Source organism: Bradyrhizobium sp. USDA 372, from assembly GCF_053629095.1.
This window is the reverse complement of record NZ_JBRJHR010000001.1, coordinates 1824518-1844455: the sequence shown is the minus strand read 5'-3', so window position 1 is coordinate 1844455 and position 19938 is coordinate 1824518. Positions and strand designations below refer to the sequence as shown.

At 63.8% G+C, this 19938-nt stretch carries 17 protein-coding genes; 7 read left to right on the top strand and 10 right to left on the bottom strand.

Annotation, left to right across the window (positions count from 1 at the left end; genetic code table 11):
* The first annotated feature begins 39 nt into the window (after window positions 1-39).
* The gene (locus AB7M16_RS09010; protein WP_453943692.1) at window positions 40-1014 is read left to right on the top strand and encodes a quinone oxidoreductase family protein; all 975 of its coding nucleotides are present in this window, start codon (window positions 40-42) and stop codon (window positions 1012-1014) included.
* A 35-nt stretch (window positions 1015-1049) separates the two neighbouring features.
* Here AB7M16_RS09010 and AB7M16_RS09005 read toward each other — a convergent pair whose 3' ends face one another.
* Window positions 1050-1325 (bottom strand): hypothetical protein, encoded by a 276-nt coding sequence (locus AB7M16_RS09005; protein WP_172785501.1) that lies wholly within the window; start codon window positions 1323-1325, stop codon window positions 1050-1052.
* Between the two features lie 104 nt (window positions 1326-1429).
* Window positions 1430-2038 (bottom strand): S24 family peptidase, encoded by a 609-nt coding sequence (locus AB7M16_RS09000; RefSeq protein ID WP_036045323.1) that lies wholly within the window; start codon window positions 2036-2038, stop codon window positions 1430-1432.
* A gap of 153 nt (window positions 2039-2191) precedes the next feature.
* Between AB7M16_RS09000 and AB7M16_RS08995 the strand changes: the two genes are divergently transcribed.
* Together AB7M16_RS08995 and AB7M16_RS08990 are read left to right on the top strand one after the other, a co-directional pair.
* A complete protein-coding gene (locus AB7M16_RS08995; RefSeq protein ID WP_439366494.1) occupies window positions 2192-2728 on the top strand; it encodes a GcrA family cell cycle regulator in 537 nt (178 codons plus the stop codon).
* Window positions 2729-2775: 47 nt separating this feature from the next.
* Window positions 2776-3351 carry a hypothetical protein gene (locus AB7M16_RS08990; protein ID WP_036007689.1) on the top strand — a complete coding sequence of 192 codons (576 nt, stop codon included), beginning with the start codon at window positions 2776-2778 and terminating at the stop codon, window positions 3349-3351.
* 44 nt (window positions 3352-3395) lie between these two features.
* On the opposite strand, the gene AB7M16_RS08985 is transcribed toward AB7M16_RS08990, so the two are convergent.
* Window positions 3396-3752 carry a hypothetical protein gene (locus AB7M16_RS08985; protein WP_172785498.1) on the bottom strand — a complete coding sequence of 119 codons (357 nt, stop codon included), beginning with the start codon at window positions 3750-3752 and terminating at the stop codon, window positions 3396-3398.
* 570 nt (window positions 3753-4322) lie between these two features.
* On the opposite strand from AB7M16_RS08985, the gene AB7M16_RS08980 reads away from it, so the two are divergent.
* Window positions 4323-4508 carry a hypothetical protein gene (locus tag AB7M16_RS08980; RefSeq protein WP_025037658.1) on the top strand — a complete coding sequence of 62 codons (186 nt, stop codon included), beginning with the start codon at window positions 4323-4325 and terminating at the stop codon, window positions 4506-4508.
* A 145-nt stretch (window positions 4509-4653) separates the two neighbouring features.
* Complete coding sequence (locus tag AB7M16_RS08975) at window positions 4654-4995, top strand: phasin (protein WP_036007681.1); 342 nt, start codon at window positions 4654-4656, stop codon at window positions 4993-4995.
* 258 nt (window positions 4996-5253) lie between these two features.
* Here AB7M16_RS08975 and AB7M16_RS08970 read toward each other — a convergent pair whose 3' ends face one another.
* The 4 genes from AB7M16_RS08970 to AB7M16_RS08955 form a co-directional block, all read right to left on the bottom strand.
* Window positions 5254-5571, bottom strand: a complete 318-nt coding sequence (locus AB7M16_RS08970; protein WP_260380118.1) for a c-type cytochrome — start codon at window positions 5569-5571, stop codon at window positions 5254-5256.
* A 37-nt stretch (window positions 5572-5608) separates the two neighbouring features.
* Window positions 5609-5800 (bottom strand): hypothetical protein, encoded by a 192-nt coding sequence (locus tag AB7M16_RS08965; protein WP_260380117.1) that lies wholly within the window; start codon window positions 5798-5800, stop codon window positions 5609-5611.
* A gap of 74 nt (window positions 5801-5874) precedes the next feature.
* Window positions 5875-6705, bottom strand: coding sequence for an alpha/beta fold hydrolase (locus AB7M16_RS08960; protein ID WP_212255348.1), 831 nt, complete (start codon window positions 6703-6705; stop codon window positions 5875-5877).
* A 153-nt stretch (window positions 6706-6858) separates the two neighbouring features.
* Window positions 6859-8655, bottom strand: a complete 1797-nt coding sequence (locus tag AB7M16_RS08955; RefSeq protein WP_453943691.1) for a ShlB/FhaC/HecB family hemolysin secretion/activation protein — start codon at window positions 8653-8655, stop codon at window positions 6859-6861.
* Between the two features lie 132 nt (window positions 8656-8787).
* On the opposite strand from AB7M16_RS08955, the gene AB7M16_RS08950 reads away from it, so the two are divergent.
* Both AB7M16_RS08950 and AB7M16_RS08945 read left to right on the top strand, forming a co-directional pair.
* Window positions 8788-9999: a FecR family protein gene (locus tag AB7M16_RS08950; protein ID WP_453943690.1), complete on the top strand. Its 1212-nt coding sequence runs from the start codon at window positions 8788-8790 to the stop codon at window positions 9997-9999.
* Window positions 10000-10059: 60 nt separating this feature from the next.
* Complete coding sequence (locus tag AB7M16_RS08945; protein ID WP_453943689.1) at window positions 10060-12801, top strand: EAL domain-containing protein; 2742 nt, start codon at window positions 10060-10062, stop codon at window positions 12799-12801.
* A 117-nt stretch (window positions 12802-12918) separates the two neighbouring features.
* Here AB7M16_RS08945 and AB7M16_RS08940 read toward each other — a convergent pair whose 3' ends face one another.
* The 3 genes from AB7M16_RS08940 to AB7M16_RS08930 all read right to left on the bottom strand — a co-directional run bounded on the left by AB7M16_RS08940 (window position 12919) and on the right by AB7M16_RS08930 (window position 19748).
* Complete coding sequence (locus AB7M16_RS08940) at window positions 12919-14229, bottom strand: HlyD family type I secretion periplasmic adaptor subunit (protein WP_172785491.1); 1311 nt, start codon at window positions 14227-14229, stop codon at window positions 12919-12921.
* Complete coding sequence (locus AB7M16_RS08935) at window positions 14226-16142, bottom strand: type I secretion system permease/ATPase (RefSeq protein WP_453943688.1); 1917 nt, start codon at window positions 16140-16142, stop codon at window positions 14226-14228. Before AB7M16_RS08935 ends, AB7M16_RS08940 begins: the two co-directional genes overlap by 4 nt.
* 72 nt (window positions 16143-16214) lie before the next feature.
* The gene (locus tag AB7M16_RS08930; RefSeq protein WP_453943687.1) at window positions 16215-19748 is read right to left on the bottom strand and encodes a DUF5801 repeats-in-toxin domain-containing protein; all 3534 of its coding nucleotides are present in this window, start codon (window positions 19746-19748) and stop codon (window positions 16215-16217) included.
* Window positions 19749-19938: the final 190 nt, after the last annotated feature.

Here is a 19938-nt window from a genome sequence, read left to right as displayed (position 1 = left end):
GTATTCGGACCTTCACCTCAACGATAAGGGAGCAAGCCCATGACGCATGCCATTCGCTTTCACAAGACCGGTGGTCCGGAAGTCCTGGTCTGGGAGGAGGTCAGCGTCGGCAAACCTGGGCCCGGCGAGGCGCGTATCCGCCACACCGCCGTCGGCCTCAATTTCGTCGACATCTATAACCGTTCCGGCCTTTATCCGGCGCCACTGCCGAGCGGACTCGGCAGCGAGGCGGCCGGCGTCGTCGAGGAGGTTGGGCCCGGCGTCACCGATCTGAAGCCGGGCGATCGCGTAGCCTATGGCGCTTCGCCGCTCGGGGCCTATTCGGAGGCACGGCTGATCCCCGCCGACCGGCTGTTGAAATTGCCCGACGGCGTCGACGACAGGACCGCGGCGGCGATGATGCTAAAGGGGCTCACGACGCAGTACCTGATCCGCCAGACCTATCGGGTGAAGGCTGGCGATACCATCCTACTCCACGCCGCGGCTGGCGGTGTCGGCCTGATCTTGAGCCAGTGGGCCAAGCATCTCGGTGCGACCGTGATCGGCACCGTCAGCAACGACGAGAAGGCGAAGCTCGCCAAGGCGCATGGCTGCGACCACGTGATCATCTATACAAGGGAAGATTTCGTGAAGCGGGTCGACGAGATCACCGGCGGCAAGAAAGTGCCGGTGGTTTACGATTCCGTCGGCAAGGATACGTTCCTGAAATCGCTGGATTGCCTCGCGCCGCTCGGCGTCGCCGCGCTGTTCGGCCAGTCCTCCGGCGCAGTGGAGCCGCTCAATCTCGGCCTGCTCGCCCAGAAGGGCTCTCTCTACGTTACGCGTCCGACGCTGTTCACCTATGCCGCCAAGCGCGAAAATCTGGTGGCGATGGCGGGCGAGCTGTTCGACGTCGTCAAGTCCGGCGCGGTCAAGATCGAGGTGCACCAGACCTATCCGCTGAAGGACGCCGCCAAGGCGCATGCCGATCTTGCAGCACGCAAGACCACGGGATCGACCGTTCTCCTGGTGTAGCGCCGGACTGAGGTGGCGCGGGCTTCAAGCCTGCGTCACGTCGGCTCGTGCTTGCGCAGGTCACGGACGTGATCGAGGCGGATTGCCTGGATGTCGAAATCCTCGGGCTCGACCTGTGGGAGGGCCGCCTCGGCCAGGATGGCCTCGGTGACATCCTCGACCGAGTTCTCCACAATCTCGTGGATGAATGAGACGTTCCGATACTCGCCCGAGGCGAGGCGGGAGATGACCTCTCGCCTGGTGATTTCCGGATCGACGACCGCCTCGCGGCCTCGCCGCCCATAATCGATCATCACGACGAAATATTGCATGAAACGATCCTGCCGCGCCCCGATGGCCGGGATGCGGCAGATTATTTCTGAAAATCGGAACTATGTCAATGGCGATTTCTATAAATCAGAAATCGCCGGTCCTCTCATTTGCCCTTCTTGCGCGGGCGCGCCGATTTCGCACGCAGCCGCTCAAGCTGCCCCTTGGGCATGGACAGGCAGATTTCCCCGACCCAGTCGAGCTTGACGCCGACGATCGGCTTGGCATTGAAGCTCGTGAGGTTGACCACGGAGGGGGATTTGCCCCGCTCGATGGTCTTCAGGTAGCGCTCGCCGGTCTTGAGTCGGACCACCGCCTCTTCGCCGTAGAAGCTCGACAACGGATGGCGCTGGTCCTTGTAGACGACGATCACGTCGCCGCTTTCGTATTTGGGCAGCATCGAATCGCCCACGATCTCGAATGCGATCGTCTCTTCCATGATCGGGAACGGCAATGCGACGTCGCCGAGCCCTTCCGGCGGAACCTGTTCGTAGTCCGGCTCGATCACCGCGCCGGCTCCGACCCGGCCCATGATCGGCGCGAGATTGAGCTCGAGATATTCCATGATAGGAATGATCTCCGAGGCCTTCACCAGGCGCTCGCCGCCGAGAATCTCCGAGACCGCGCCGGGTCGCACGCCCATCGCCGCAGCCAGGCCGCCCTTGCTCTTGCCCGTCTTCTCCAGGCCCCGCTCGATCATTGCTACGTCCAACATGGTGATTCCCTCGATTGCGCAACGTTGCCTCTTGTAATCCGAAATTCGGAATTGATGCAATTATGAATATCAGAAATATGGCTTGACTCTGCATTCGGAATAACGGAATGTGTGTCTCGCCTCGCGGGTGGAGGCGCATCACAGGACAGCAGCATGGAACCGGGCCATTGGCCGTCGGAGCACTCCGACGCGCTTCGCGACTATTTTCTCAAAGGGATTTCTTATGCGGAGATCGGAAGACAGATAAACGCAAGGTTTGGAACGGCTTATACGCGCAGCGCGGTGGTCGGCCGCGCCAAGCGGCTCGGGCTCATCGTGCCGCAATGGATGACGAGCCCGGCGCTCGCGCCGCCCTTGCCGGGTGAACCCGGCCTGCTTTCGCCGCGCGGGGTGGCGTGGCCGAGCCTCAATCTGCCGCCGAAGTCCGCCATGAAGCCTGCGGCGCGGGTGAAGTTGCGGTGTGTCGGCATCCAACCGCGCCTGATCCAATTGGTCGAGCTCGAGCCGGCCCACTGCCGATATCCCTATGGCGGCGACAAGGACGGTGAGGAGATCACCTTCTGTGGCCATGCGCGCCAGCCGGGCTCCAGCTATTGCGCGCCGCATGCCCGCCTGGCGCGCCGTTCCGAGGCTGCGTCGGCTGCCCGTGCCGCAGGCCCCGTCGTGCTGAAGCTGGTCTCGGCGCTCTGACGGTGCCGCCCTCCGTTCAACCCCTCAGTCTTGCAAGGAATATCCGAGTGGCTCGTGCCCGACGCAACAAGTCCTATAAATTGGCGCAGATCTATGACCGGCGGTCGCGGGAGGTGCCGTTCAACGCCGAGATCGCGGAGGTGGAGGTCGACAATCCGCTCGCGCTCGATTCCGGCGAGAAGATCCTGGCGATCCGGTCGGTCCGCGGCGATCCGCTCGGCCGACTGCACGCGCACCACCAGATCGACGAGGCGCAATACCGCGGCGGGCGCGCCTTCCAGAACGATTGGGAGCGGGCCGAGCGGGGCCCGCAGGCGGTGGATACGACGCGCGAATATGTCGATGGCACCGGCACGCGCGAGCCCGTCACCGAGAGCCAGCGTCAGGCGGTGCTGCGGCTCAACCGGATCGAGCGAGAGCTCGGCACCGACGGCGCCGCGCTGGTGCACGACGTGCTGGTGCTGGGTCTGACCATGGATCAGGTTGGGCAGCGTCGTGCCGTCCGGACGCAACGCTGGAACGATTACTTCGCGCGGCGTTTTCGCGAATGTTTGGACCGGCTGGCGCTGATCTACGGCTTTGCGACGGAGACGGGAACGGCGCGCGGGGGCCGGCGTGGATGATTGCAAGGCGCCGGCGGTTCGGCCGCCGGCGTCCCGCCTGTTGCCTACGGATGAGGGACGATCTGGTAGGGCGTGGTGTAGGGCTCGACGCGCAGCGAGGCATTGGCCAGCAGCCCGATCTTGGCTGTCGGCGCCTGCTGTAATTCGCCGTTGGGCCCACGATGCACGTTGTATTGCCAGACGGTGAGATCGCCCTTCTGTGCCAGCGCGTGTGCAACGGCGCTCGCATCGTTGCCGCCGAGCGCCTGAAGCTCCTCCGCCGACAATCCGACGACGATTTCGTCCTTGATGGTGATGATCTTGAACAGGTTCATCTTGGTCTCCTGCGCCCATGCGCCTTGTGTCGAGAGGGTGAGCAGAGCGACTGCGGCGCCCTTGATGAGATCGCAGCGAGAAAGCATGCCGTCGTCCTTTTGGTGCTGACGCGCGCCCAAATCGAAGAGTTTTCAGCCATGGCGCCCGTATCTGCGTGGCCGTGCCGCAACGGCTTGGTCGCTCGCGCCTGGACGGCGGTTCACGGTGGGTCGGCCGCAAGATCGACTTTCATGCGCTTAACGCAACCGCCGGGACCGGATTCAACAAATGCGTGTATTCTGCCGAAGAATCGCCAATTCGTGCGCGCCAAGGTGCATTCACATCGGAAACACGACGAAACGCTGTGCCTGATTGACGGTCACGAGTTGCTGTGTGCGTGACTGATGCCGCTTCTTGACGCAGGTGGGTGACGGCGATCGATATTCCTGTTATCCGGAATCGCCGTAGCGCGCTGCAGACCAAGCATCGCTATACCCACGGTTGGGCTTGCCGGAAGGGTTGTTACTTGGCATAGTTGCAACCGCGTTGTTGAGGCCGTCGTTTGGTGCGGTTCAGCGTGCAACCCGACCGGTCCCCTCGGCCGAACATTCGTCGCGAGGGGTCTGTCGTGGCGTCTCGAGCGGATCACGAAGGCCGATGCTTGTCATAGGTGCGAGATGAAAAACCTCAATTTCGCGGCTGAGCTGCATCTCAAGCTCGGTGTGCCTGCAAGCAGCACTGTCGAAAGTCTGCGCCTGCTCCGCGCCTTTCTGAAGCTCGCGCCGCGGCAGCGCTTCGAAGTGATCAAGCTGGTCGAAGATCTCGCCACCGAAGAAGCTCTACCCGAGCACCCTTTATCCTAAAGTCCGGCTGCGCGCCGGTCCCAGGCCGTTTCCCGCCCCTTTCCTGCCAGAGCAGGGCTCCCGGACGTCGTTCCTCGGAAGGCTGGCGGCTGGATGGCGGTCAGGCAAATGTGGTATTCAGACGGAAAAAGGGAGGAGTGCGACTATGATCGAACCGAAAATCGAAGTTCCGGCCGAACTGCGTGACTTGGCCGAGAAGACGATCGACCAGGCGGAAAAGGCCTTCGGCATGTTCTTTGAAGCGGCGACCAAATCGATGTCGTCCGTTCCGGGCGCGGGGACGGAGGTGTCCAAGCAGGCGCTGGCCTTCACGGAGCAGAACATGAAGTCGGCCTTCGAGCATGCGCGCAAGCTGGTGCATGCCACCGACCTCCAGGAGGCGATGCGGATCCAATCCGATTTCCTGCGCAGTCAGTTCACCAGCGCCGGAGATCACATGCGTCAGATGACCGGCAGTCTCATGCAACCCGGCAAGGGCAAATCCTGACTTTCGGTGTGTGTACACGTGCCCACAAATTGATCTTGTGTGGCGTGAATATCCGCGCTTCGATACTGGTGCAGGTCCATGACGGGCCACCGAATGTTCTCATTCGCCGTCCGTCATCCTTTCTGCTGATCCCTGCCGGTTCACCGGCAGGGATTTGCATTTGTAGCCCTTCGTGTAGCTTGGCATGTGCTGAGGAGTGATTTTGGGAAAAGCGCTGCACGGCTTGTGCGAGCCCGGCGTTCCGGCCCGATCATGCATCTAGCGCAGCGATGCGATGTAGGCCGCGATATCGCCGGCTTCAGTCCGGCTCAGGGGAAAATTCGGCATCTTCGGGTGCGGGTCGAGCAGGAAGAACGCGAGCCTTTCCGCACTGAAGTCCGGCTTGCGCGCAACCGATGCAAAGGAGGGGACGTCGGCGCTCGCCTGGGTCTGTCCGTTCGCCACGACGTGGCAGCTCGCGCACCAGCGCTTGGCGAGGTCGGCACCGTGATCGGCATCAGCGCCGAGAGCGGACGACGTGCCGACGCCGGAGACCAGGCCAAGCAGCAGGAAAACTCGTCTCACATGCCGGAGCATCGGGCAATCTTTCTGCATTCGCTTGCGGCCGCCGCGCTCATCCGCAGCAGGATCCTGGAAACTGCGAGAGATCAATGCGGGCGGCGATCGACCGCAGCAACCTGCGGGTCGAACGATAAAGATGCCGCATGAAGGCCGGCATTCTTGCCGCGGGCAGGCCAAGACCATTCGAAACAAGGCTCTTCGAAACAAGGCCCTTCGCATCAAGACTTTCGGTATAGTGCGACACGTGTCTCTCCGACGCCATGAGGCTTTCTACCGTGCCGTCTTGGAGCCGCCTTGATCTGCCGCAAAGCGGACCCGCTAATAGTCAGCCGGATTCATGATCATCGGGCTCTTCGTATCCGCCGGCGCGAGCGCGCTGCTGGTGCTGTCACGCAGGAAGCGGTCGAGCGTCTCCTGGATCTTCTCCTTGACCGAGTTGGGACCGCGGTCGCTCATCTCCGTGTGCTGTGCGCCGGTGTGGATGATATCGATGCCGCGCGCCTTGGCCTCTTCCGGCGTCGGAAGCACGCCGGGGTCCGTCACGAAGTGCGGGTCCTTCGAGCGGAACGACAGGATCTTCATGTGGTCGCTGACCACGAAGGGCACCCGCAGATTATCCAGCGTGATCACCTTCGACACCAGTTCGGGGTGCTGATGAGCGACGTACATCGAGACATCGCCGCCGTTGGAGTGGCCGACGAGGGTGATGTGGTCGTATTCGACGTTCTCCTGCTGTTTCTTCAATTCGCCCAGCACGAAGAGAATGTTGGCTTCGGCGCGGATGTAGACCTCGCGCCGGCCGACATATTGCTGACCGACCTGGGTCATCAGCGGGGGATCGCTCGGCAGGTCCTGCTGGATGCTGGCAACCAGATAGCCTCGGGCGGCGAGCGCATTGGCAAGGAAGGAATATTCGGTCGCCTTGACGGTGTTGCCATTGCTGATGACGGCGAGGGGGAGCTTCCAGAGGCCGAGATTGGCCTTGGTCTCATGGTCGCGTCGCACGGCGATCTCGACCGCGACCGGCCGCTGGCGCGAGGCGTCGAAGAGGGCCAAGGTCTCGTGGCGGATCGCGAACCGGCTGACGACGAAATACTGCCCGATGCCAAGGACGCAGAGAAACGCCAGGGCGGCAAACACCTTCTTCATGGTCTGTCTCAAATCACCTTTGCCTGAACATGGTCATCGGGAACCCCCGGTCGAGCGATCGTGAGCAAGGTTAGAGGATTAAATTTAGGCAAGTCTGCGGGCAAGACCGGGAAAAGCCGGCAAGCCGGGGCGATCGCCCGAAGAACGGGGTGGCTAGAGACAGCCAGCCTTGCCGCGCTCGGGGCAGAGCCGGAGTGCGCTCGACAGCGTGAAAACGAAGCGTGGGCTGCGACGCTCGTTGTCCGGCGCCCGGTAGCTCAGGGGGACGGCCACGCCGAAATCGGCCTGGAGGTCGTCCGGCAGGAAGAAGCGCACACCGGCTCCGGCCGATGTCAGCGACAGCCCGTCGCTCAGGCGATAACCGTGGTTCCAGACGGCGCCGGCATCGCCAAAGGCATAGAGCTGATAGCCGGTCCAGTAGCGGAAATTGAGCTTCTGGTCGAAGCGCAGCTCGAGCGAGCCGGCCAGGCCGTTGTCGCCGCTGATCTCGGCTGCGCCATAGCCGCGGCCGAAGGCAGCGCCGCCGAGATAGAATTGCTGCGAGGTGAACAGTGGACGCGACGCCGTCTGGCTCGCCGCAGCGAGCTTGAGCGACCAGGCATCGTTGAGTGTCTGGTAGCGCGTGAACCAGAGATTCAGCACCGAGAAGTTCGACGATGCGCCATCGCGTGACAACAGATCGTCGTCGAAATGCGAGGCGCCAAAAATGTCGAGGCCCTGGCGGAAGGTCAGCGTCGCCAGATTGGTGCCGCCAAGGGGATCCTGCAGCCGGTAGTCGGCCGTCAGGCTCGCGGTCCTGATGTGGTCGTTGTACCAGGGGCCGTAAATGTCGTGCTCGGACACATTGCTGAAGGTGCCTGCCACAGTAAGCGTCAGCCCCGAGGATTGCGACATGAAGGGCACGGTGCTTGCCCGCACCTCGAAAGCTTCTGTTGTGGTGATGTCGCTGTCGAGCCGGCGCATATCGCCGGGCTGTACAGCGCTGTACAGGACGGAAGCGCCGAGGCGGATACCGTCGACGCCGACCGGCGCATCGTACGACAGGCGTGCGAAGCCGAGCTGGCGCGGATCGTTGGCAATAGTCGACAGGTTGATCGCCAGAGTATCGCCGGGCGTGAGGTAGGAGTTGAACGCGCCGGTGGCGTAGGTTTGCCAGGGACCAACCGACGAGGATCCGAGATTGTCGAGGCCGAACGAGGAGAAGACGTGCCAGGTCTTCAAGGAGACGGTCAGGCGGAAGCGGCCCGTCGTACCGCCGATCTCCTCGAGCGCAGTGTCGGTGATCCGGACGCCGGGCCTGCCATTGATCAGAAAGAGCTGGCGTTCGAGCGTTGCCAGCCGCGACGGTTGTTCGGCCAGAACCGGCGCCAGCATCGGCCTGACGCCGAACTGCTCGGCACCGTCGCCTTTCAGCTCGGCCTGCACAATGGCGCCTTCGAGCACTTGAATCCGGACTCGGCCGTGCGCGATGTCCTGCGGTGGCACGATGGCCCGGCTGAGATGGAAGCCGGCTGCGCGGTAGAGGTCGCTGATGGCGCCTGCGATCGTGACCAAGTCCGCCTGCGAGACCTTCCGGCCGAGATAAGGCTGGTAGATCGCGGCGATGCGATCGGGGGAAATGGCATGGGCGCCGCTGACGCTGACGCCGCGCAGCACGAATTGCGGCTTGGTATCGCCGCCGATGATGGGCTGTCCGACGCTCGGCAATCGGACCGGCGGCCGGCCGAGCGATTCCTGCTCGGTCTGGTTATCAAAATATTTCTCGGGCTGGCGTGGATCGAAACCCGGCTGGTTCGCCTGTTGCGCGAGTGCCGTTGGAGTTGTCGCGAAAATTGCTGCCAGCGAAACCAATGCGGTAAGGAGATGCCGTCTCTCACCGCGCGCAGCGATCCTATCTCCGTAGTTCAACGGAGGATCTGCGACGGGGCGGTAAGGTCTCGTTAGAGGCATGATTTTTCTTAGTTTTTTATGGTCAACGATTGGTTAATTCGGCCGCGCGGCTGGCCGCTTTCCGATAATCCTATCTTGAGTGATTTCGGATACCCCTCAGGCCTGGCTTGAAACGCGGGGCTGAGGATCATCATGTTCGGCAAGGTTGGAATGCGGCGGGCCCTGGCGGCGGCGGTGATCCTGGGAACGGCCTCCGGTGCATTCGCGGCGGACGACGGTGTGTGGTCCGTCAGCAAGTCCTCGGGCGAGGTCTGGCTTGCAACGAACGGCGCTCAGCAGGTGTCGTTGACCCCGGAAGGAACGCTGAAACCTGGCGACACCATTCGCACCGGCCGCAACGGGCGCGTACTCCTCGTCCGCGGCGAGGAAACGATCCTGATCTCTCCCAATTCGGTGGTGGGCTTGCCGGCCGAGAAGAAGGACGGCCTGTCGACCACCATCGTCCAGCAGGCAGGTTCGATCCTGCTCGAGGTCGAGAAGCGCAACGTCAAGCATTTCGAGGTCGAGACCCCCTATCTCGCCGCCGTGGTCAAGGGCACCCAGTTCAGCGTCAGGGTCGGTGCCGGCAGCACCAAGGTCGGCGTGCTCCGCGGCCAGGTCGAAGTCTCCGATTTCAAGACGGGGCAGATTGCACAAGTGATGCCCGGACAAGCGGCCACCGTCTTCGAGCACGGCAAGCCCGGTCTCAGCCTGAGCGGTGCGGGCACGTTCAATCCGATCGAGCAGGGCAAGCCCCGCGCGCCCACGATCGAGCGAGTCCCAGTGCCGAAATCGGGCCTGTCGGCGCCGCGCCATGCTGCCAATGGCCATGCCATCCATGCGCTCGGTCCGATCGACAAGGGCAACAAGACGGCCGGTGCGCCGAAGCCGTCGCACCAGGCGGCTGCTGGTCACGCCGCCAAGGCCGGCGTCGTGCGGATCTCGAGCTCGCTCGGTGAGGTCAAGCTGAACTTCCACAAGGTCACGCGCGGGCTTGCCCACGGCGCCGTGGCACCCGGCCAGGTGCGCAACGCGAATGCCAGCGCGAGCAGCGAGACGGTCTGGAGCGACAACAAGACCAGCGCGATCGCCCCCAACAGCGCGAATGAGACTGCCGCAACGCCTGGCGCTGGCAGCTCGTCGAACCCGGGCGCTGCGATAGCTGCAGCGGCAGCCAATAACGGAAACGGCGGTGGCAACGGCAACGGCGGGAACGGCAATTCCGGCAACGGCAATAATGGCAATGGCGGTAACGGCAACAACGGCAATAACGGCGCCACCGGCAACGGCTGGCACAACAGCGGTAACAGCGGTTTGAACGGCGGCGGTTCCGGCAGCAATGGCCACGGTCGCAACCGGCATTAAGGCGGTCTGCTAGGGGAAGAGGGGCGCGCCTGCAGGCAAGCGGGTGCGCGGGAGGATCGGGTGAAACGCTATCGGCCGCATATTCTCGTCGTGATCGCGCTTGCCGTGGTGCTGTCCACGGGCTGGCACGGTGCGCTTCGCAATGCGCTCACCGACCTTCGATTCAAGTGGCAAGCGCGTGCGGCCAGCGGCGACATCGTCGTGGTCGGCATCGATGCGCCATCCATCGACCAGATCGGGGTTTGGCCCTGGCCGCGGCACCTCCATGCTGAGCTGCTGCAAAGGCTGGAAGCGGCGGGAGCGCAGGATGTTGCGTTCGATGTCGATTTCAGCACGCCGTCGGACCCGGCCTCGGACGAGGCCTTTGCCAAGGCGTTGCGGGACGCCGGCGGCTCGACGATCCTGCCATCCTTCAAGCAGCCGACGCCGAAAGGCGGCCCGGCCCACGTCAACCGGCCGCTGAAGTCGTTCAGCAACCAGTCGTGGCCGGCCCTCGTCAATGTCGCGATCGAATCCGACGGGCTGGTTCGCCGCTATCCGTTCGGCGAGAAGCTCGGCGACGCGTTCATGCCTTCGATGGCCGTCGTGCTGGCGGGACAGGACGCCAATCGGCGGCCGCCCTTCCTGGTCGATTTCAGTATTCGTGCGGCTTCAATTCCAACCGTCTCCTATGTCGACGTGCTGCGCGGCGATCGCGCCACGCTCGATCGGCTGAAAGGCAAGAAGGTCATCATTGGCGCCACGGCGCTCGAGCTCGGCGACCGCTTCAGCGTTCCGAACGGCAGAATCGTCTCGGGGCCGGTCCTCCAGGCACTCGCCGCTGAATCGATTCTTCAGAACCGGACGCTGCGCTGGACCTCCGATATCGGCATGGTGCTCGGGCTGGGCGCGATCTGCCTGCTGATGATGTATTCGTGGCGCCGCGTCGCACCGGGACTTCGCGTCGCAATCCTGATCGCAGCCGGGGCGGCGGTCGAACTGGCCGCTCTCCTCGTGCAGGCAACATGGCCCCTGGTCATCGATACGTCGCTGTTCCACATCGCGATCGTCGCTTACCTGACGGCAATTGCGCTCGACGAAATCGACTTCCGCAGCCTGCTCGGACGCATCGCCGAGAGCCGCTTTCATCGCATCGCGATGTCGCTCGGCGACGGGCTGGTCTGCACCGACGAGGATCACCGGATCACGGTCTGGAATCCCGGCGCCAGCGCGATCTTCGGCTACATGCCGGCCGAGATCATCGGTCGCCCGTTCGAAACGCTGTGCGCTCCGCCGGCGGACGGACGTGCAAGGCCGTCCATGCACGACGCCGCGCGCGAGGCGCTCCTGGTTCCGGGCGGCGCCGTCGTCGTCGAGTTCGAAGGCCGGCGCAAGAACGGGGAAATCTTCCCGGTCGAGGCGAGCTTCTCGGGCTGGCAGGGAACGGACGGCTTTCAATACGGAGCGATCCTGCGCGATATTTCGGTCCGCAAGCGTGAAGCCGAACGGATTCGATATCTCGCCGAGCATGATGCGCTGACGGGGCTGGCCAACCGGAACATGCTGCATGTTGGCCTCACCGATCTGATCGCCGCGGCGGAGCGGCGGTCTTCCGGCGTCGCGTTGCTCGTGCTCGGGCTCGACGGCTTCCAGGAGATCAACAACATGCTCGGGCACTCCGCTGGCGATCTCGTGCTGCGCGCGGTCGCCGAGCGGCTCCGGAGCGAAGTCGACGGCAAGGCGATCATCGCCCGGCTCAGCGGCGACGAATTTGCCATCGCGATCGACTGCACTGACTTTGGCGAGCCGGTCTCGGCGTTCGCCGAGCGGATCGCGCGCGCGTTCGAAACCCCGCTCGCAGCTGGCGACCGGCAGCACCGCATCAGGATCAGCGTCGGCGTCGCCGTTTATCCCGAGGGCGGGCAAAAGGCCGACGATCTCCTGAGCAATGGCCATCTTGCGCTGAGCCGCGCGAAGACGACGCGGCGCGGAAGCCATGTGGTGTTCGAAGCCGCGATCCGGCAGGAGCTCGAGAACCGGCTGACGCTGGAGCGCGAGCTGGCGCTTGCAGCCGATCGCTGCGAATTCGAGCTGTTCTACCAGCCGCAGGTTTGCCTGATCGACGGCAGCCTGGTCGGAGCCGAAGCGCTGATCCGCTGGCGGCATCCGGTGCGCGGCTACGTCTCGCCAGCCGAATTCATGCCTGTCGTCAACACCTCGGCGCTGTCGGAGCGGATCGCGAACTGGGTGATGGAGACGGCCTGCCGTCAGGCGCGGGCCTGGGAATTGGCCGGCAACGATGTGCGTGTTGCGATCAACCTCTCACCCTCGCAGCTTCAGTCCGGCGATCTCGCGCATTCGGTCGCAGCGCTGCTCGACGAGACGGGGCTGACGCCATCGCTGCTCGAGATCGAAGTCACCGAAGACATTCTGCTGCATGACGAACAGCGCGTGCTTGAAACGTTCAAGCGAATTCAGGAGCTCGGCGTCCGGATCCTGTTCGATGATTTCGGCACCGGTTATGCGAGCCTGAGCTATCTCAAGAAGTTTCCGCTCGACGGCCTCAAGATCGACCGGTCGTTCGTCTTCGGTCTTCTTTCGAATTCCGACGACGCCGCCATCGTCGGCTCGACCATCGGCCTCAGCAAGCAGCTCGGTCTCACGGTCGTGGCCGAAGGCATCGAGAACCGCGCAACGGCCGACCTCCTGGTCAGCATGGGATGCGAGGAAGGGCAGGGCTATTTCTTCGGCCGTCCGATGCCGGCCGAGGCCTTCGAGAAGCAGTTCCTGGCCGCGGAGTTCGCCACCGTCAGCGCAGCCTGAGCGGGCTGCTCTCGCAACGACTGAATCAGTGAACGTCGCCCCGCGCAACTGAATCCGGTGACAGCCGCCGTTAACAAGAGATCGCGCTCACGTAGGGGAGGAGACCGAAGTCGCAGCTTAGCGTTCGCGCCAGGCGCGCATCAACTGATCGGAAAGGGGCTTGACGAGGTACGACATCACCGTACGCTGGCCGGTCTGAATGAAGGCTTCGACCGGCATGCCGGCGATCAGCTTCAGGTCGCCCAGGCGAGCGATCTCCGTCTCCGGAACGACGATGCGAGCCACATAATAGCTCGTCGTGCTCTTTTGGTCGACCGCCACGTCAGCGGACACCTGGCTCACTTCGCCGTTGAGTTGGGGTGTGGTGCGCTGGTTGAAGGCTGTAAAGCGCAACAGCACCGGCTGGCCGACCGACAGACGATCGATCTCATGCGGCGGAATCCGCACCTCCACGACGAGCGCGTCGTGCGTGGGGACGATGAGCATGATCTGCTCGCCAGCGCTGATGACGCCGCCGATGGTGTGCAGCGCCAACTGATGCACTGTGCCGTCCTGCGGCGCGCGAATATCGATGCGTTTGAGCTGGTCCTCGGCCGCCACTCGTTTCTCTACCAGTTCCGAGGTCTTGGCCCGGATCTCGGCGAGATCCTTTCCGACTTCGGTGCGCAGATCCTGGTCGATCTGCATGATTTGCAGCGTGGTCTCGGTGATCCGCCCTCTGGCTTCGGCGATTGCCGCGACCAGAGCGCCACGTTCGCCATGCAGGCGCACCGCGTCGCGCTCTAGCGTTGTCAGGCGCGTGATCTGGACCAGATTCTTTCGCCACAGTTCGCGCACGCCCAGAAGCTCCTGATCGATGAAGGTTGTTTCGCGGTCTTTCGCTTGTATCTGTTCTTCGAGCCCGCGGATTTGCTCGCGGAGCTGGCCGATGCGTTCGTTGAGCTGCGCCTTCTTGCCGGCGCGCGCGGCGCGGCGCAACTCGAACAGCTTGCGCTCTCCGACGATCAGTCGATCGACGTCCGGATCGGCGGCACGCTCAATGAGGTCCGCGGGAAAGTCGAGCCGGTCCTGCCCATCGCGCTCAGCTTCGAGCCGCGCCCGGCGCGCCGCCTGTTCGTCGAGACTCTTCATAACGATCAGGAGGTTGGCCCGAGTCACCGTCTCGTCGAGGCGCACGATCACATCGCCGGCTTTCACTCTGGCCCCCTCACGGACGTTGAGTTCACCGACCACACCGCCGCTCGGGTGCTGCACTTTCTTGGTGTAGCTATCGACCACCAACGTGCCGGAACCAATGACGGCGCCGGCCAATTCCGTGGTCGTCGCCCACCCCCCGACGCCGCCGGCGAGAACGATGACGACGACGAGGCCAGCGCGCAGGTGTTGACGGATGGCTCGCGGAACCACGTTCACCGGCTCGCGGCTCATGAGCTTACTCCCTCAGTCACGATCTTGAGCGGCACTGCCGGACGCGGCGGCGTCATCTTGGCCAGCAGCGCGTCCTTCGGTCCGAACGCCTGCACACGCCCCTCGGCCATCACGATTAGTTGGTCTACGGCGGCCAGCGCGCTGGTGCGATGCGCGATGATGATGACGATGCCGCCGCGTTCGCGCACCCCGAGCATGGCTCGCGTCAGGGCCTGGTCCCCCTCGGCGTCGAGATTGGAGTTGGGCTCGTCGAGCACCACCAGGAAAGGATCGCGGTAGAGTGCACGGGCGAGCGCGATGCGCTGCCGCTGTCCGGCCGAGAGCGCCGAGCCGCCTTCGCCGATCGGCGTGTCGTAGCCGTCCGGCAGTCGCAGCACCATGTCGTGCACGCCGGCGGCGCAGGCCGCGGCGATCATCGCCTCCGCGTCGGGGACCGGCTCGAAGCGATTGATGTTCTGCGCCACCGTGCCGGCGAACAGCTCGACGTCCTGCGGGAGATAACCGATGTGGCGACCAAGGGCTTCCGAACTCCATTGCTCGAGCGCGGCGCCATCCAGCCGTACCTTTCCGCGCGCCGCCCGCCACACGCCGACGATGGCGCGCACCAGCGACGACTTACCCGATGCGCTCTGGCCGACGATGCCCAGCCCCTGTCCCGGGCCCAGTGCGAAGGAGGCTTCATGGACCACGACGTTCTGTTCGCCCGGAGGCGTCACGGAGACAGCCTCGAGGGCCAGCGCTTTGCACGGTGGCGGCAACGGCGTCCTCTCCTCCTCGACCGGGAGCTGCGCCCAGTGCTGCTGCAGACGCCTCCAACCTTGTCGGGCCGAGATCAGGCTCTTCCAGTGGGCGATGGCAAGCTCAACCGGAGCGAGTGCGCGCGAGGTCAGAATGGCGCCGGCGATGATGATTCCAGCGGTGGCCTCTTGAATGATAACGAGGTAGCCGCCGACGCCGAGCACCGCCGATTGCAGCACCATGCGCAGCACCTTGGATGCGGAGCCGAAGCCACCAGCGATGTCTGCGGCGCGACGCTGGGCGAACATGTAGCTGTCATTGACGCTCGCCCAGCGCGCGGCAAGGCGCCCGCGCATGCCCATGGCCTGCAATACTTCGGCGTTCCGGCGGCTCGCCTCGGCGAGTGCGTTGCGTTGCGCGATCTGGCCCGCGATTTCCTTCGTGCGCGCACGCGTCAAGCGATCGGTAAGAAGCGTCAGGCAAACCAGCATCACCGAGCCGATCGATGCCGTGAGCCCGAGCAGCGGATGAAACAGGAAGCAGATCGTGAGGTAGAACGGAATCCACGGCAGGTCGAACAGCGCGGTGGGGCCGAGCCCGGAGAGATAGCTGCGCACCTGGTCGAGGTCGCGCACCGGCTGCAGCCCGTCGCCGCTCGCGCGCGCACGCAGCGGCCATCGCGCGACGATGTCGTAGGCGCGCGCCGAAAATGCGCGGTCGAGCCACTCGCCGACGCGGACAAGGATGCGCCCGCGCAGAATGTCGAGGAATGCCTGGAACACATAGAGGGCGCCGACGAGCGCGGCGAGACCGATCAGCGTCGGCACGCTGCGACTCGGCACCACGCGGTCGTAGACTTCGAGCATGAAGAACGAGCCGGTCAAATAAAGCACGTTCAGCATGGCGGTGATCAGGCCGAGCCCGACCAGCACGCTGCGACAGGCCTGCAGCGGCGAGGACACGGGATGCGCGTGAGGAGGCACGTTCTCTCGCGCCGCCGCCGCCGCGCGCCGCCGCTTCCAGACCAGCCTGATCAAAATGAAGGCCGCCGCGGCGAACAGGCCGACGCGCATGGTGAGGCTCGCCAGCTCCTCCGGATATCCGAGAACCTGGCCACACCAGGCGGCGGCGGGCCGGGAGAGTTGGCCGCACCAGGCAGTGACACTATCCGGCATCGGATCTACTCCAGGCCCGTGCAACAGGTGCCGGCTGCGCGCCATAGCGGCGTGCAGCCGGCGGCTTGTGGTTCAGACGTTGATGACGTTGTCGTGGTTTCCATCGATCTTGACGGAGAAGCTGCTGGAAGCCGTATCCCCGTCGGCATCGGCGATCTGAACGGTGAAGTCGAGCTTCTCGTCGGGCGCCGGCTGCGACTGGATCAGGCTGAACCCGCCGATATCGAAAGTGTTGTTGTCGTTGCCGTCGATGCCGTCATGGGCGCTGATGTTTTCAATCAGCACGCGGTTGTGGGTTCCATCCGTGGTCCATTGCACCTTGTCGCCGGTGCTGAGGCCCGTGATGATCAAGTTGCCGTCGTCGTCGACCGTCGCGACGGGAGTATATGTCGTATTGCCTGACTTGACGACGAAGTTGGTAAGTGTGGCCGACGTGATGTCGACGTGCGTGTCATTGGTGAGCCCGTCGACGAACCCCGTCCCCGGCTCGTAGGTAGTGCTGTAGGCCGTGATCTTGACGGTGACGGGTCCGACGCCCGGGTTCGTCTGGTTCACGGTAAAGGACGCCGATGTCGCATTGAACAGGGCCTGGAAGTTGATGTTGGCTTCGACATCGGCCTCGTTCTGGTCCAGATTGGGCACGAGGAAGTTCGTGTTCGTGCCCGTCACGTAGGTGATGTACGCGCCTTCAGTGGGGTAATTGGCGTTGTCATTGAGCTGGTTCCCGTTCACGCCGAACGAGGTGGTGCTGCCGGCCTGGCTGATATTGAGGACGTCCTTGGTCGTGATGTTGCCGCCCTGGGACTGGTTCAGCGGATTCTCCCCGATCACCACGATCTGAGACGAGGTCGGATTGCCGAAGGTCATGAAGAGATTGCTACCGGAGGGCGCTCCGGCAAAGCTGAAGCTGATCTCCGCAGGCGGAGGATTCTGCAGGACATCGAAGGTGTAGTTGCCGCCGGACACGGTCAGCTTGAAGAAGTCGATGTCGCCTGCGTTGTGTGTACCGCTGCCATCGACGTCCTTGTAGTAGGTTGCGACCGTATTGTTGCTCGAGAGGTCCCGGAGCAGCGTTGTCTGCGAGACCGTGCCATCCAGAATCGTCAGGCTCGCCGGCGAGCTCGTGATGCTGTACGTCGCAGGATCATCCACTCCGACCAAAGCGCTGAGCGTCTTGGTTACGCTGGCGCCGGCAGCAAAGTCCACCTGCCCATCGGCGATGGGGCCGATGCTCGGCCCGTCGTCCTGGAACTGCACGGCATCGCCGATGCCGGTCGAGCTCGTTGCCGTGTCGCCGTCGCCGTCGGTGACCGTCACCACTGCCAGCAGAGCGCCGTCGGTGATGTTAATCGCCTCATCGTAGCTGGCACCTCCCGTCGGGTGTTTGAGCGAGGCGAATTGCGCCACGCTGACGACACCGGTCGAGCTGTTGATTGCCACTGCGAAGGCCGCCTGACCGGATTGACTACCGATGCGGCCGACCACCAGGTCGCCTTCCTTGAACAGGAAGATGCTCGTGCCGCCGGTCGTGTCGAGCCCGGAATCCACCCCTGCGGAGGACACCGCCAGCGAGAACGCCGTCGTCGCGCCCTCGTTATCAGCACCCGCAGAGCTGCCGGTCGCGGTCACGATCGGGGTGGCTTCCTGCGCGTAGCCGGGGCTGAGATCGGTGCTTTTATTGGCGACGCCAGCGAACAAGGCGACAACACCTGCCGCGGTTGTGTCGTCGGCATCCGCGTCGACCCCCGCAGTCTCGTCATGCGCTACCGTCGCCGTGCCCTGCGCGATTCCCGCCGTCGGCCCGTCGTCCTGGAACTGCACGGCATCGCCGATGCCGGTCGAGCTCGTGGCCTTATCGCCGTCGCCGTCGGTCACCGTCACGACCGCCAGCAGCGCACCGTCGGTGATCGACACCGAATCATCGGGATTGGTGGTGCCCGGATGCTTCAGCGAGGCGTACTGCGCCACGCTGATGACGCCGCTCGTGCCGTTGATCGCCACCGCGAAGGCCGCCGCCCCGGCTGCACTGCCGATGCGGCCAACCACCAGGTCGCCTTCCTTGAACAGGAAGATGCTGGTGCCGTTGGTGGTGTCGAGGCCGGAATCCACCCCCGCGGCGGACACCGCCAGCGAGAATGCCGTCGTCCCGCCGAACGAGTCAGTGCCATACGAACTTCCGGTCGCGCTCACGACAGCCGTCGAATTCTGCGCGTATCCGGTCGGGCTGAGGTCGCTGCTGACGTTCGTTAGGCCCGCAAACAGCGCCGCCACCGCCGCCGCGGTGGTATCGTTGGCATCCGCGTCGACACCCGCAGTCTCGTCATGCGCCACCTTCGCCGTGCCCTGCACGATCGCCGCCGTCGGGCCGTCATCCTCGAAGTGGATGGCCGTGCCGACCACGGCGCTCGCGGCGTTGGAGCTGACAAGGCTGAAGCCGCCGATATCGAAGGTGTTGTTGTCGTTGTCTTGATCGGTATCCGCGTTACTGATGTTTTCGATCAGGACGCGGTTATGGGTTGCGCTCGTCGTCCACTGCACCGTGTCGCCGCTGCTCAGGCCGGTGACCGTCAGTGTTCCGTCGGCGTTTACGGTAGCGACCGGAGTATATTGCGTATTGCCTGATTTCTTGACCACGTTGATGAAGGAGGCCGATGTGATCGCGATCTGCGTGTCGTTGCTGAGCCCGTCGACGAAATTCACCCCCGGCTCGGCGGCGGTGCTGAAGGCCGTGATCTTGACGGTGACGGGGCCGATGCCTGGATTGGTCTGGTTGACGGTGAAGGAGCCGCCGGTCGCGTTGAAGACGTTCTGGAAGGCGATGTTGGCTTCGACGTCGGCCTCGTTCTGATCGAGGTTCGGCACCAGGAAGTTCGTGTTCGTGCCCGTGACATAGGTGATGTACGCCCCCTCACCAGCGTTGATCTGGTTGCCGTTGACGCCGAACGAGGTGGTGCTGCCGGCCTGGCTGATATTGAGCACGTCCTTGGTCGTGATGTTCCCGCCCTCGGATTGATTGAGCGGGTTCTTGCCAATCACCACGATCTGGGTGGAATTCGGATCACCGAAGGTCATGAAGAGGTTGCTGCCGGACGGCGCGCCGGCGAAGCCGAAATTGATCTGCTCGCTGACCGCGACCTTGAGATGGCTGCCGAGGTCGAGGGAGTCATCGGGGTTGGTGCCATCCAGATGCTCCAGCGCCTCGTATTGAACGCTCCAGATCTTGGCGCCGGTCGCGGTCTGCTCGAGATAGACCGCGAAGACGATGGCACCAGCTTCCGTCTTGCCGACCACGATGTTGTCGTTCGTGGGGTCGGCCCAAAGGAAGACCTCCTCGCCGTCATTGGTGAAGAGACCGCTCGTGTCACCGTCGAGCGCGCCGCCAGTCGAATCGGTGAAGGCGAGGTTGCCGATCGCGCCCGTGACGCCGCTGATGGTGATAACGTCGCCGCTGCTGACCGCATGGTTGATCTCCGCGGCCGGAGCGCCCAGTGCCGTCAGCCGGCTTGAAAACGCGCTTGGGAGCGTCGTGTTGGTGTCGTCGTTCTGCAGGCCAGCGGTTTCGTCGAGGGTAACGGTTGTGCCGGTAAGAGTGACTGAAAGTGCCATGAGAAACCTCCTACAAAAAACTAGTGGTAGGCTCGCACATCAGAAATTCCTGCGTCCTTCGGCGTATCGCGAGTTTCGTCAACGCCGGCATCATCGGCGGCAAGCCGATCACAGGCTCCTTCTCTTTCATCTTCATCGAAGAATTTCCCGCCGCCCGGGAGGTGCGTCACAGACGCAACAAAACCATCTC

Excerpts from the sequence above, each read along its gene's own strand:
- AB7M16_RS09010 (WP_453943692.1), top strand. The coding sequence starts at position 40 with ATGACGCATGCCATTCGCTTTCACAAGACCGGTGGTCCGGAAGTCCTG.
- AB7M16_RS09005 (WP_172785501.1), bottom strand. The coding sequence starts at position 1,325 with ATGCAATATTTCGTCGTGATGATCGATTATGGGCGGCGAGGCCGCGAG.
- AB7M16_RS09000 (WP_036045323.1), bottom strand. The coding sequence starts at position 2,038 with ATGTTGGACGTAGCAATGATCGAGCGGGGCCTGGAGAAGACGGGCAAG.
- AB7M16_RS08995 (WP_439366494.1), top strand. The coding sequence starts at position 2,192 with ATGGAACCGGGCCATTGGCCGTCGGAGCACTCCGACGCGCTTCGCGAC.
- AB7M16_RS08985 (WP_172785498.1), bottom strand. The coding sequence starts at position 3,752 with ATGCTTTCTCGCTGCGATCTCATCAAGGGCGCCGCAGTCGCTCTGCTC.
- AB7M16_RS08980 (WP_025037658.1), top strand. The coding sequence starts at position 4,323 with ATGAAAAACCTCAATTTCGCGGCTGAGCTGCATCTCAAGCTCGGTGTG.
- AB7M16_RS08975 (WP_036007681.1), top strand. The coding sequence starts at position 4,654 with ATGATCGAACCGAAAATCGAAGTTCCGGCCGAACTGCGTGACTTGGCC.
- AB7M16_RS08970 (WP_260380118.1), bottom strand. The coding sequence starts at position 5,571 with ATGCTCCGGCATGTGAGACGAGTTTTCCTGCTGCTTGGCCTGGTCTCC.
- AB7M16_RS08960 (WP_212255348.1), bottom strand. The coding sequence starts at position 6,705 with ATGAAGAAGGTGTTTGCCGCCCTGGCGTTTCTCTGCGTCCTTGGCATC.
- AB7M16_RS08955 (WP_453943691.1), bottom strand. The coding sequence starts at position 8,655 with ATGCCTCTAACGAGACCTTACCGCCCCGTCGCAGATCCTCCGTTGAAC.
- AB7M16_RS08950 (WP_453943690.1), top strand. The coding sequence starts at position 8,788 with ATGTTCGGCAAGGTTGGAATGCGGCGGGCCCTGGCGGCGGCGGTGATC.
- AB7M16_RS08940 (WP_172785491.1), bottom strand. The coding sequence starts at position 14,229 with ATGAGCCGCGAGCCGGTGAACGTGGTTCCGCGAGCCATCCGTCAACAC.
- AB7M16_RS08935 (WP_453943688.1), bottom strand. The coding sequence starts at position 16,142 with ATGCCGGATAGTGTCACTGCCTGGTGCGGCCAACTCTCCCGGCCCGCC.
- AB7M16_RS08930 (WP_453943687.1), bottom strand. The coding sequence starts at position 19,748 with ATGGCACTTTCAGTCACTCTTACCGGCACAACCGTTACCCTCGACGAA.